Annotated in this window: 10 protein-coding genes; 2 read left to right on the forward strand and 8 right to left on the reverse strand. The window is 70.5% G+C overall.

The window, feature by feature from the left end; genetic code table 11:
- Positions 1-18: 18 nt before the first annotated feature.
- The 8 genes from WS45_RS19560 to WS45_RS19595 form a co-directional block, all read right to left on the reverse strand.
- Positions 19-1098, reverse strand: a complete 1080-nt coding sequence (locus tag WS45_RS19560; protein ID WP_059701181.1) for an ABC transporter ATP-binding protein — start codon at positions 1096-1098, stop codon at positions 19-21.
- Between the two features lie 49 nt (positions 1099-1147).
- Entirely contained in the window at positions 1148-2314 is a 1167-nt protein-coding gene (locus WS45_RS19565) for an ABC transporter substrate-binding protein (protein ID WP_059691701.1), read from the reverse strand.
- 263 nt (positions 2315-2577) lie between these two features.
- Entirely contained in the window at positions 2578-3153 is a 576-nt protein-coding gene (locus tag WS45_RS19570) for an RBBP9/YdeN family alpha/beta hydrolase (protein WP_059524332.1), read from the reverse strand.
- Between the two features lie 22 nt (positions 3154-3175).
- Positions 3176-4504 carry an MFS transporter gene (locus WS45_RS19575; RefSeq protein WP_059691702.1) on the reverse strand — a complete coding sequence of 443 codons (1329 nt, stop codon included), beginning with the start codon at positions 4502-4504 and terminating at the stop codon, positions 3176-3178.
- A gap of 156 nt (positions 4505-4660) precedes the next feature.
- Positions 4661-5716 carry a 3-keto-5-aminohexanoate cleavage protein gene (locus WS45_RS19580; protein ID WP_059701183.1) on the reverse strand — a complete coding sequence of 352 codons (1056 nt, stop codon included), beginning with the start codon at positions 5714-5716 and terminating at the stop codon, positions 4661-4663.
- Between the two features lie 125 nt (positions 5717-5841).
- On the reverse strand, positions 5842-6690 hold the full coding sequence (locus WS45_RS19585; RefSeq protein ID WP_059691703.1) for a TauD/TfdA dioxygenase family protein: 849 nt from the start codon (positions 6688-6690) through the stop codon (positions 5842-5844).
- A gap of 10 nt (positions 6691-6700) precedes the next feature.
- Complete coding sequence (locus WS45_RS19590) at positions 6701-7681, reverse strand: quinone oxidoreductase family protein (RefSeq protein WP_059701185.1); 981 nt, start codon at positions 7679-7681, stop codon at positions 6701-6703.
- A gap of 33 nt (positions 7682-7714) precedes the next feature.
- The gene (locus tag WS45_RS19595; RefSeq protein ID WP_059701187.1) at positions 7715-8641 is read right to left on the reverse strand and encodes a universal stress protein; all 927 of its coding nucleotides are present in this window, start codon (positions 8639-8641) and stop codon (positions 7715-7717) included.
- 254 nt (positions 8642-8895) lie between these two features.
- Between WS45_RS19595 and WS45_RS19600 the strand changes: the two genes are divergently transcribed.
- On the forward strand, positions 8896-11589 hold the full coding sequence (locus WS45_RS19600) for a LuxR C-terminal-related transcriptional regulator (protein ID WP_059701188.1): 2694 nt from the start codon (positions 8896-8898) through the stop codon (positions 11587-11589).
- A 249-nt stretch (positions 11590-11838) separates the two neighbouring features.
- Positions 11839-12963: a porin gene (locus WS45_RS19605; RefSeq protein ID WP_059701499.1), complete on the forward strand. Its 1125-nt coding sequence runs from the start codon at positions 11839-11841 to the stop codon at positions 12961-12963.
- The last annotated feature ends 88 nt before the right edge of the window (positions 12964-13051 follow it).

The following is a 13051-nucleotide window of genomic DNA, read 5'->3' on the forward strand; positions in this document are numbered from 1 at the left end:
ACGCGGCGCGGCGGCCGTTCATTGCGCATCTCCCGCATAGACGAGCGTGCGCGCCGGCGCGACGCGCAGCCGCAACCGCTCGCCCTCCGCGAATTCGCCGGCGACCCGCGCCCAGATCGGGCCGAACGGCGTGATCGCGCGGATGAGTGAGTCGCGGCCGCCGTATTCGACCGTTTCGACGGTCGCATCGAATGCGTTGTCGGCCCCTTCTTCCGCCCGCTCGATGTCGTCGGGGCGCAGCGCGACCACGACGTCCTTGCCGTCGAAACCGGCCATCGGCACGCCCGCGATCCGCACGCCCGCCGCGGCGACGTTCACGTGGTCGCCGGCCATCCCTTCGAGCGTGAACGGCAGCACGTTGCGATAGCCCATGAAGCGTGCGACGTGCAGGTTGTGCGGGCGCGTGTACACGTCTCTCGGCGACGCGACCTGCTGCACGACGCCCTCCTTCATCACGACGATCCGGTCGGCCATCGACAGCGCCTCGTCCTGGTCGTGCGTCACGTAGATCGTCGCGCGTTCGAGCTGCGTGTGGATGCGGCGGATCTCGGCACGCATCTCGATGCGCAGTTTCGTGTCGAGGTTCGACAGCGGCTCGTCCATCAGCACGAGCGGCGGCTCGATGACGATCGCGCGCGCGATCGCGACGCGCTGCTGCTGCCCGCCCGACAGCTGCCCGGGCAGCTTGCCCTCGTGGCCGACGAGCTGCACGAGTTCGAGCGCCTGCTGCGCGCGCCGCCGCGTTTCCTGCTTCGGCACGCCGCGCATCTTCAGCCCGAAGCCGACGTTTTCGAGCACCGACATGTGCGGAAACAGCGCGTAGTTCTGGAACACCATGCCGAAGCCGCGGCGCTCGGGCGGCAATACGTCGATGCGCGTGTCGTCGAGCCAGATGCCGCCGCTCGTGAGCGGCTGCAGCCCGGCGATGCAGTTCAGTGCGGTCGACTTGCCGCAGCCCGACGGGCCGAGCAGCGCGATGAACTCACCGCGCCGGATGTCGAGATCGAGCCCGTTCAGTGCGGCGACCTGCGCGCCCTCCGCATTGGTGAAGCTGCGGCACACGCCGTCGAGCCGCAACCGTTCGAAACTGTGCTTCATTACGCGAACTCCGTCGGCGCGGGCGCCGCGGCGCCCGCGGGTTCATGCGTCATTTCGACTTCTGCGAACCGATCTCGCGGTCCCACTTTTGGAACGCGGCAACCATCGCCTGCGCGTTGAGCGGCTGCACGTGCGGACGATCCGCGAGCAGCTTCGCGTACTCGGGGCGGCCGAACTTCCTGATCACCTCCTGGCTGTGCGCGGGCGCCATCTCGAGCGTCACGCCCTTCACCGCCGGGCCCGGATAGAAGTAGCCGTCGTCGTAGGTCATCGCCTGCTGCGCCGGTTCGAGCAGGAAGTTCATCAGCTTGAACAGCACATCGAGCTTGTCCTTCGCGACGCCCTTCGGAATCACCATGAAGTGCGCGTCGTTGACCCAGGTCATGTTGTCGAATGCCTGGACCCGGAAGTCGGCCGGCACGATGCCGAGCGCGCGCGGATTGAGGTCCCAGCCGGTCACGGTCACCGTCATGTCGCGCGTGCCTTCGCCGAGCTCCTTCATCACGGCCGACGTGCCGCCCGGGTAGTACGGCACGCAGTCGTTGAGCTGCTTCAGGAACGCCCAGGTCTTGTCCCAGCCGTTGATCGGGTCTTGCGGGTTCTTGTCGCCGAGCACGTACGGCAGCCCCATCAGGAAGGTGCGGCCGGGGCCCGAGTTCGCCGGGCGTGCGTAGATCAGCTTGTTCGGATGCGCCTTGCACCACGCGAGCAACTGCTCGGGCGTCTTCGGCGGATCGCTGACCTTCGCCGGGTTGTATTCGAGCAGCGGGCCGGCCGGCATGTAGGTCACTTCGAGACCGAAGCCTTGCGCGAGATCCTGCATCTTGCGCGGGCCGGGCGCGTATTTGTCGAGCACGCCGGGGAACGCGCCCGCGCTGTCGGGCAGCAGCTTCAGCCACAGGTTCTGCTCGATGCCGGCGGCCAGCGCGTCGGTGCCCGTCAGCACGAGGTCGATGTCGGCCCGTCCCGCGGCCTGCATCGCCTTGATCTTGCCCGGCAACTGCGGCGCGGGCGCGTTCGTGAACGTGACGTTCGAGACGAGATTCGGGTTCTTTTCCTTGAACGCCTCGATGGCCTTCTGCGTGAGCTGCAGGTTGCCCGCGACGTCGACGACATTCAGCGACACGGGAGCCGCGACGGCGGCCGCGGCCGACAGCGTCAGGCCCAGCGCCAGGGCGATCCGGCGGACACGGCGCGCGATCGTGGTGGTGTTCATGTCTCCTCGCTTCGGTCGGTGGATGGGACCGTTCTTTCGGGAAATCATGACGGCGTTATACGATGTCGGTCAACAAAAAACCGACCCGCGCGGGGCGGGAATTTCCCTAACAAAAACCTTCCGTTTGTCGAGGATGTGCTTCTTGGCCATTGCGACGGATACGTCGCATGTTAGGACGTCGTATATCAACGGACGCCGAACCGGAATCGGTTCGGACGGACGCGCCGGCATGAAAAGCGTGCGCGGCGCGTTGCGGACGGCGCTCAGGCCGCACGGAGCGCGATCACCTCCCCGATCAATCGCTCCGCATCCTGCCATTCGCCGAAACCCGAAGCCGGGTTCAGGTGTCCGACTTCGCCGAGATCGACGAGCCGGCTGCCCCACCCGGCCGCCAGCGCCTGCGTGCGTTCGAATCGCGCTAGCGGATCGTTGCGGCTCGCGGCCACGATGCTCGGAAACGGCAGCGGCCGGGTCGGCACCGGCGTCCAGCCGTGCGCGTCGAGCGCATCCGGTGTCGGATAGCCTGCGGGCATCGGCGTATCGAGATCGGCCGGTGCGGCGAGCAGCGCGCCGTCGATGGCACGCGTGGCCTGCAGCGCCCAATGCACGGTGATCATCACACCCGCGCTGTGCGCGACGAGGATCACGGGGCCGTCGATCGCGGCCAGCGCCGCATCGAGCGCCGCGACGCGCGCGGCCCGGCTCAGCTTGTCGGCTTCGAGCGGCGCGACGGCGCGAGCGTTCGGCAGGCGCCGTTGCAGATGCGTCTGCCAGTGATCTTCGACGTGATCGCGCAAGCCGGGCACGATCAGGATGGTGGGCGCGGTCGCCAGGGTCATGCTGCCTCCGGGAGGGTTCGGTTCAGGAAAGATGTGACGCGCGTCGTTCGCGTTCGACGCGCGCGAGATCGGCCGCGTAGCTCGCGCGTCCGATCGCGAACAGCGCGGCGGCCGCGAGCGGCACGGCGGGAATCCATTGAAGTGCGCCGACGAGGCCGGCGCGATCGGCGACCCACCCCGTCAGCAGCGGGCCCGGCGCCATGCCGAGCAGGTTGTTGGCGAGCGTGAGCGTGGCGAACGCCGATGCGTGGATCGCGGCCGGCGTGAGGTTCGCGACCATCGCGCCCGATGCGCCCGACGCGCCCGCGCCGACCAGCATGCCCGCGCAGATCAACGCGAGTTGCAGCGGCCCGGGCGGCAGCCGGAACGCGATCGCGAGGCACACGCCCGTCAGCACGCAATACGCGATCGCGGTCAGCCATTTGCGCGAGCCGTCGGCGCGTCCGACGCGGTCGGTGACGATCCCGCAGCCGACCATCCCGACGCCCGACAGCAGCACGAAGCCGGCCGCAAGCACGGCGGCACGGTCCGGCGCCATCGCGTAATAGCGGTTCAGGTAGCTCGGCAGCCAGGCGAACAGCGCGCCGGGCACGAACAGGTGCAGCCCGCTGCCGACATACGCGCAGATCACCGAACGGGATGCGAACAGCCCCGACATCAGCGCGCGCACGCTGCCGCGCAGGTCGCGCGGCGCATCGGCATGGGGCCGGCACGGTTCGACGCGGCATGCCGCGAGCCGCCGTTCGGTGACGATGCCGCGGTACGCGACGAGCAGCACGATGCCGAGCGCGGCCATCACGCCGAACGACCAGCGCCAGCCGAGATGCGCGCCGACGAGACCGCCGAGCGCCATCCCGAACACGGAGCCGAACGCGCCGCCGGCCATGAACGCGCCGGTCAGCGTCGCGCGCAGGCGCGCCGGAAAGATGCTGAGGATCAGCGCGACGCCGACGCTGCCGTACGCGGCTTCGCCGAGGCCGACGAGCCCGCGCGCCACGAGCATTTCGGCGTAGTTGGTCGACAGCGCGCAGCCGAGCGTCGCGACGCTCCACAGCGCGGCCATCAGCACGATGCTGCGCACGCGGCCGAAGCGGTCGGCGAGCACCGACAGCGGAAACGTCAGCAGCCCGACGAGCAGCGCGACGACGCCGGACAGCGAGCCGAGCTGCGTGTCCGACAGCCCCCACGCGTGCTTGAGCAGCGGAAACACGGCATTGAGCACCTGCCGCGACATGTAGTCCGACAGCAGCAGGCCGACGGTCAGCCCGAACACGAGCCAGGCATAGGCCGGCGCGCGCCGCCCGGTGGCCGCCACGTCCTGCAGCGACGGCTCGACGTGATGAATCAGCATGCGTGTCTCCTCCGGCGCCGGTGCGGCAATGCGCCGGCGCGGCTTGCGCGGCCCCGCTCCGTTCGTCGGAGCTTGCCTCGCGCACCGCGCGAGGGTGGGTGCCGCGCCACATCGATCGGCGGGCGGCGCGGGCGCGCCGCCCGGATGCGCGGTGCGTCAGGCCGCGCGCAGCGGCACGCTCAGCTGGCCGGGCCGGCGGTTCGGCACCATCCCGAGCTGCGCGAGCGTCTCGTCGACGCCGTCGTACTGCACGCCGATCCGGTAGATCGCCTTCGCCTCCTTGCCGGTCGCGATATCGCGGCCGAGTTCGCGCGCGATCCGCACGCACTGCTCGACCTGCTGCACCGACGTCATCCGGTTGCCCTTCTGGTCGATGATCGTGTCCTCGATCCCGCAGCGCGGATGCAGCCCGAGCGCCATCGCGACGGTGTTGATCGGCAGCACGTTCTTCATCAGCGATTCGAGCGTGATGCACGCGCCGTCCGGGCAGCGCCGCACGAATTCCATGAAGTTGTACGGATTCGGGCCGTCGAAGCCGCCGCCGATGCCGACCCACGTGACGTTCAGCGGGCCGCGATAGACGCCGCGGCGGATGATCCGCTCGAGCGTCTCGAGCGCGTGCATGCCGGTGAGCTGGAAATGCGGCTGGATGCCGGCCGCCTGCAGCCGGCGCAGATGCTCGTCGACCCAGCCGGGGCCGGCCGGCACGGTCATCTCGCGGTATGCGTCCCACAGCGCCGCCTCGTTCAGCGACGTGCCGGCGATGTCCTTGCGGTTCATCAGCTCGGTGATGTTCATCTGCACGGTGTTGATCGCGACCGTCACCTGGTCGGGCTTCGGCGTCAGCTCGGCGAGCATGTGGCGCGTGTCGTCGGACAGCCATTTCGCTTCCGCGCCGTCACCTTCCGGCGCGAACGAGATCGAGCCGCCGACCTGCAGGATCATGTCGGGCACCGCCTCGCGCAACCGGCCGAGCAGCTCGTTGAATTTCGACAGCCGCTTGCTGCCCTTGCCGTCGAGCTCGCGCACGTGCAGGTGCAGCACCGTCGCGCCCGCGTTGTAGCAGTCGACGGCCTTCTGCACGTGCTCATCCATCGTCACCGGAATGTCTTCCGGGAAATCCGCGGGCATCCATTCGGGGCCGTACGGCGCGACCGTGATGACTACCTTATCCTGGTTTTCCGGGTGCAGCGAATCGTCGAGAAATTGCATGTCGTCCTCCAGATGGAATCGTTGTGTTCGGGGCGTACGGGCGTGCGTGTCCCGTCGCGCCGGGCGGCAGGCCCGGCGTGTTGCATGGGGTTTCAGGAACCGGTTAAGGCGCGGGCGCGTTCAGATCAGAACGGCACGTCGCCGACGATGCCCGCGCGCTCCATCTTGCGCACGCAGGGCGGGTAGTCCATCACCGCGTAATGCTGCGTGGCGCGGTTGTCCCAGATCGCGACGCTGTTCTTCCTCCAGCGCCAGCGCACCTGGTATTCGGGGATATACGCCTGGCTGATCAGGTATTGCAGCAACTGGCCGGCGCCGGGGTTCGCGTCCTGCCCGTAGCGCACGCGCCCGGGCGTGTGGAAGTTCGTGAAGTGCGTCGTGAACGCGTTCACGTACAGCACCTTCTCGCCCGTTTCGGGATGCGTGCGCACGACCGGATGCTCGGCGTCCGGATACTGCGCCTTCAGCGCGAGACGCTTGTCGATCGGCATCGCCGCGCCGAAGCTCGCCTCGATGCTGTGACGCGCGCGCAAGTCCGCGATCTGCTGCTTCACGTGTTCCGGCAGATGCTCGTACGCGAGCACCATGTTCGCCCACATCGTGTCGCCGCCAACCGGCGGACCGTCGATGCAGCGCAGCACGCAGCCGAACGGCGGCGCCACGCGCCAGCTCGCATCGCTGTGCCACGCATTCTCGTAGCGGTCGTTCGGCTGGTCGGGCGACTTGTAGATCCGCACGAGCCCCGGGTGCTCGGGGTCGCTGCCGGCGACCGGATGATCCTCGAGCTCGCCGAAGCGGCGCGCGAACGCGACGTGCTCGGCGCGCGTGATGTCCTGGTCGCGCAGGAACAGCACGCGATGACGCAGCAGCTGCGCGCGGATCTCGGCGAACAGGCCGTCGTCGTGCACGGCGTCGGCGAGGCTCACGTCCAGCAACTCCGCGCCGATCGCACAGGTCAGGGGTTCGACTCGCATGCGCGTCTCCTCAGACGATGAATACCGACGAGCCGGTCGTCTTGCGCGATTCCAGGTCGCGGTGCGCCTGCGCCGCGTCCTGCAGCGCATAACGCTGGTTGATCTCGATCCGGATGCGGCCGGCCGCGACGTGCGCGAACAGTTCGCCGGCCAGGTCGTTCTTCTCGGCCGGATCGGCGATGTAGTCGGCCAGCGCCGGGCGCGTCAGGTACAGCGAACCCTTCATCGCGAGGCGCTGCGGGTCGAACGGCGGGATCGGGCCCGACGCCGTGCCGACGCAGACTATCAGCCCGCGCCGCTTCAGCGAATCGAGCGAGCCTTCGAAGGTGTCCTTGCCGACGCTGTCGAACACGACGTCGACGCCGACGCCGTCCGTCAGTTCGCGCACGCGTTTCGCGACGTCCTCGCGGCTGTAGTCGATCGTGTGGTCGCAGCCGTGTGCGCGGGCGACCGCGGCCTTGTGTTCGCTCGACACGGTGCCGATCACGGTGAGCCCGAGCAGCTTCGCCCATTGCGACACGATCAGCCCGACGCCGCCCGCGGCCGCATGCAGCAGGATCGTGTCGCCCGGCGCGAACGCGTGGATGCGGCGCAGCAGGTAGGCCGAGGTCAGCCCGCGCATCGTCATCGCCGCGGCCGTTTCGCATGCGATGCCGGCGGGCAGCTTCACGAGCGGCGCGGCCGGAATCAGCCGTTCGGTGCTGTACGCGCCGAGCGTGTTGAGGAAGCCGGTGTAGGTCACGCGATCGCCGACGGCGACGTTCGTCACGCCGGGGCCGACGGCCTCGACCACGCCGGCCGCCTCGACGCCGATGCCCGCCGGCAGCGGAACCGGATACAGGCCGCTGCGGAAGTACGTGTCGGCGAAATTCAGGCCGACGGCCTCGTGCCGCAGGCGAACCTGCCCGGGGCCCGGCTCGCCGACTTCGACCGCTTCCCAGCGCAGCACGTCGGGGCCGCCGGTTTCGTGGAATCGCACTGCATGTGCCATCGTGTTCTCCGTAAGTATTCAGTCGGATGCGCGTCACGCATCGTCGGGTTCGTCCGCGCCCGGCGTCGTCGCGGCTGTGCCGCTCGCCGGGGGCGCGTCTAGTTCGTTCCAGTCTGCGTCGCCCAGATAGCGCCGCGCGGCCGGGAAAATCACGCCTTCGATGCGCCCCATCTGCTCGAACGCGCCGCGCGCATAGTCGGCGAGCGCCGCATCGAACGCGGCCGACGGCAATCCGTCGGCGGCGAGCCGCGCCAGCGCGTCGAGCGCGTGCGCATCGCGGCGCCGCTGGCGGTCGAGCTCGTCGAGTTCGGCCGCGGTGCTCTCCGCCCGCATGCGCAATGCCGCGAACAAGCGTGCTTCGGCGGACGCGCCGAAGCGTGCGTTCTGCAGCGCCGCGAGCGATGCCAGCGCCGCCGGCGTGCCGCCCGCGTCGCCGGCCGGCCGCGTTGCCGCGTCCGGGGCGTCGCTCGCCATCGTCAGCGCCCGCAGCTGCTCGCCGAGCGCACGATGCGCCGCGAGACAGCGGGCCATCACGCGCGCCTCGGCCGGCGCACGCCGTGCCGGGCACACGAGCACCGGCACGCCGCTCGTCGCCAGCAGCACCCGCCGTTGCGCGGTCGCGGCAGCATCGGCATCGTGCGGCAGCGCCGCGACGGCGATCAGGTCGCAGCCGAGCTCGCCGGCGAGCGTGGCCGGCGAGGTGTCGCCTGCCCCCGGACGGCCGGCCCCCGGATGGCCGGCCCCCGCGATCGCATAGGACAGGCCCTGCGCCCGTGCGGCGGCTTCCACTTTCGCACCGTGTTCCGGCATCCGCGCTCCGGATAAACGCGAGTCCGGCGCGGCGGCGGACAGCACGAACGTGACCCGCGCGCCGACCGCACGCGCCAGTTCGAGCGCATGGCCGATCGCATCGATGCCGCCGGGCACGCCGTCGACCGTCACGAGCAGATGGCGATACATCGTGCCGCTCCGCTTATCCGGCGCTCGGTGCGCTGCGTCGCGCGCCGGTCGATACGATGTTCATGGTCTCTCCTCGTTGCATTCGTCGGTTGCGTTCGTCACGCATCGGAACCCATGCTATCGACCGGGCGGCGGTGCGGCCCCACTCGTCGCGGGGGGGATTGACGCGCGAACGCGGTTCGGTCGATCCTTCCCCCCACGCCCACCCCGGACGCTGGCCCGCACGGCATCGCCGGATTCCGACTCCTGCCCCGATGGCCCACCCACCCGATCGCGCCGACGCGCCCCCCACCGAACTCGTGCTGAAGACGACCGCGCCGCGCGTGCCGGCGCAGTTGCTCGCGCGTGCGCGGCTGAGCCTTGCCGCGCCGGCGTTCGACGCGCGGCCCGTCACGCTCGTGCAGGCGCCGGCCGGCTACGGCAAGACCTCGCTGCTCGCGCAATGGCGGCGCGAATCCCTCGCGCTCGGCCGCGCGGTCGTGTGGCTGTCCGCCGACGAGCGCGACGACGCGCCGCGCCTGCTGCAGGGGCTCGTGCAGGCGGTGCGCACCGGTTGCGCGCGGCCCGGCTTCGGGCGCCTGATTCCGGACGGCGCGGCCCGCGCGCTGGAAGGACTGACCGCCTGGCTCGCCGAAGTCGCGCAACTGTCGATCGACGCGCTGCTGATCGTCGACGACGCGGAGCGGCTGCCGCCCGCCGGCCTCGACGCGCTGACCTACGTGCTGCACAATGCGCCGCAGAACCTGCGGGTGGTCGTCGCGGCCCGGCGCGGGCTCGATCACGCGGCCGGCGACCTGCTCGCCGGCGGGCAATGCACGCTCGCGGGCCCCGACTGGCTGCGCTTCACGCTCGACGAGACGATCGCGCTGGTCGGCGCGCGCTTTGCGCAGCGGGTCGACGCCGATGCGTGCGCGCGCCTGTTCGAACGCGTCGACGGCTGGCCGCTCGGGCTGCAGCTCGCGATGGCCGCGATGGCGCGCTCGGCCGATCCGCGTCAGGCCGTCGACGCGCTTGCCGCGCGGATGGACGGCACCCGCGACCGGCTCGTCGAGCTGCTGCTCGCGAATTTGTCGGCCGACGACACCGCGTTCCTCACGCGCACGAGCGTCGCCGATCGCCTGCATCCGTCGCTGTGCGCCGCGCTGCTCGACGACGCAAACGCCCCCGACCGGCTCGCGCGGCTCGCACGCGACACGCCGCTGTTCATCGCGTCCGACGATTCCGACTGGTGCCGGCTGCATCCGCTCGTGCGCGATACGTTGCGCGACCGCCTCGCGGCGAGCCCCGACGCCGAGCGCAGCGCGCTGCACGCGCGCGCGGCAGCGTGGCTCGACGCGCACGGGATGACGGAGGAAGCCGCGCGCCACGCGTACGCGGCCGGCCAGTTCGACACGGCATACGCGCTTGCGCAGCGCTGCCTCGAGGACGCGATCAAGCAGGGCCGCATCAACGACGTGCTCGACTGGCTCGCGCTGCTGCCCGACGCGGAACTCGACAAGCGCCCGACGCTGCGGATCGCGGTCGCCTGGGCGCTGGCACTCGGCGAGCGCCATGTCGAGGCGCGGCGCCAGATCGCCGGTATCCTGGCCGATGCCGGCACGCCGGCCGCGATGCGCTACGAATGCGCGCTGATTCTCAGCGCGGCGGCCTATTACGCGGATGAAATCGACCGGTTCGTCGAGCTGTTCGAACCGTGGGCCGACTTCGCGCCGCCCGCGGCGACGTGGCTCGCGCAGATGCATGCGAACCGCCTGTCGGCGCGCGCGATCATCGTCGGCGAACCGGCGCAGGCACGCCGCTTCCAGCAGGCCGCGCCGCGCGGCGAGACGGCGGCCGGATTCGGCTACGTCGCGCGCTGGGGCGAACTGATCACCGGCCTGAGCTACCTGCGCGAAGGCCAGATCCGGCTCGCGGACGACGCGTTGTCGCCGGCACTCGCGCGCGCGGAAGCCGACCTCGGGCGCCGCCATCCGCTGACCTGCATGCTCGCGGCGATGTGCGCGGCGATCGCGTACGAGGCCGATCGCGTCGACCAGGCCGCCGCGCTGCTCGCGAACCGGCTCGACGTGCTCGAGCACGCGGGCACGCCCGACACCGTGCTGCTCGGCTACCGGACGGCCGCGCGCATCGCGCTGCTGCACGGCGTCGAGCACCGCGCGATCGACCTGCTCGAGGCGCTCGACGCGATGGGCGTCGCGCGCCGGCTGCCGCGCCTGTCGGTCGCGAGTCTCGCCGAACAGGTGCGCATTCACGCGGCCCGCTATCGAGAGGCGACCTGCCATGCGCTCGTGGAACGGATCGATGCGATCGCCGCGGCGGAGTTTCCGTCGCACGGGCCGCTGTGGCGACGCCCCGTCGTGCTGCTGCAGGCGACGGCGCATGCGGGCGCCGCGCTTGCCGCGCGCCGCTGGGACGATGCGTGCGCGGCGCTCGACGAAGCGGCGGTGCTGGCGCGCGAGATGAGCATGGGACGCGAGCGCATCGAGATCATGGCGCTCAGCGCGTTCGCGCTCGAACAGTCCGGACACGGCGGCCGCGCGCTGCTCGACGAGGCGATGAACCTCGCGGACATGTTCGGCCTCACGCGCACGCTCGCCGACGCGCATCCGGCCGTCGCCGACTGGGCGCGCCGCATCGGCGACGAAGCGGCCGCGGGCGACGGCCCCGTGCGGCCCGCGCAGCCGCAGCCGCGCATCGTGCCGCCCGCACCGCGCAGCCCGGCGAGCCCGCGCGCGGTGCCGAGCGTCGTGCTGACGCCCAAGGAACGCGCGATTCTCGAACTGCTCGCGCGCAACCTGTCGAACAAGGAAATCGCGGTGGCGCTCGCCGTCGGCGAGGAAACCGTGAAGTGGCACCTGAAGAACCTGTTCGGCAAGCTCGACGCCAGCTCGCGCAAGCACGCGGTGCGCCGCGCGCTGGTGCTCGGATTGCTCGAAAGCGCGCCTTGAACGCCGCCTGCGCACGTCCGTAGCGGCCTTGCCCGGCCGTTGACGGCAACCCCGTCGCCGGCTGCCCTTCGATTCTCCGCAACCCTGCCCCCCGCGCATGGGGGGGAGCGGCCGCGCGTCGTTGCGTAACCTTTCCGCACGGCTCGCACCGGCGTCGCCTCACGCGCCTTCCCGCCTGCCTCGATGCTTCCCCCGCTCTACCCGACCGGGCTCGATCCCGTGCGGTCCATTACGATCCTGGAGACTTCGATGAAGACGAAACTGGCCGCGCTCGCGGCGCTTGCCGGCTGTTCGGCGCTCGCGCATGCGCAATCCTCCGTCACGCTGTACGGCGTGGTCGACACGGGCCTGCTGTACCAGAGCACGTCGGCCGCGTCGTTCGGCCCGAAAGCGCCGAACACCGGCAAGGTGTTCCGCATGAAGGACGGCGGCATCTATTCGAGCTTCTGGGGTATCAAGGGCAGCGAGGACCTGGGTGGCGGCTACAAGGTCAACTTCAAGCTGCAGGGTTCGTTCGACAGCGGCACCGGCAAGATGCAGTTGAGCGACACGCCGGGCGCCGTCGCGATCTTCAACCAGGTGGCGTCGCTCGGCGTGTCGGGGCCGTTCGGCACGTTCACGGCCGGCCGCCAGATCGTGCCGATGATCTACGCGATGGCCGACACCGACGTGCGCAACGCGCAGTTCTTCGGCAGCGTGCTGACCGCGTGGCTCGGCCTGAACACCGCGGCCGGCTGGCCGGGAACGAGCACCAACGGCGCGATCGGCGCGCTGTACGACAGCAATGCGCTGGTCTATCAGTCGCCGACGTTCGCGGGCGCGTCGATCGCGCTCGAATACGCACCCGGCGGCGTCGCCGGGCAGTTCCAGGGCGGCACGCGCGAGTCGGTCGTGCTGCGGTACTCGAACTACGGGCTCAATGCGTCGGCCGTCTACTACAACGGCCACGACACGAATCCGGCGCCGGGTGTCGCGCCGACCGGCGTCGACAACAACCGCTTCGTCTACGTCGGCGCGAGATACACGCTCCGCGATTTCTCGGTGTCGGCGTCGTACGGCAACGGCCGGAATCCGTCGCATGCGGACAAGGTGAACCTCGACATGCTGTCGGCCGGCGTCGGCTATCGCTTCACGCCCGCGCTGCAGGTCGCCTCCGCCGTGTACTACCTGAAGGACCGCAACCGCGCCGAGAACCGGTCGACGGCCGTCGTGCTTACGGCCGACTACAGCCTGTCGAAGCGGACGATGGTGTATGCGCAGGTCGGCCACGTGAACAACCGCGGCACGATGAACCAGATGCTCGTGTACGGGCAGCCGGTCGCGCCCGGGGTCGGCACGACCGCCGCGATGCTCGGGCTGCGGCACAACTTCTGACGAAGCGGCGGCGCTCGGGCACGGTGCGCGGCCGCCGTCTGCAACGATCGCGGGGATCGGCTACAGTGGGCGTTTTCGGCGCGCCCCG

It is taken from the genome of Burkholderia sp. RF2-non_BP3, assembly GCF_001522185.1.
Classification (GTDB): domain Bacteria; phylum Pseudomonadota; class Gammaproteobacteria; order Burkholderiales; family Burkholderiaceae; genus Burkholderia; species Burkholderia diffusa.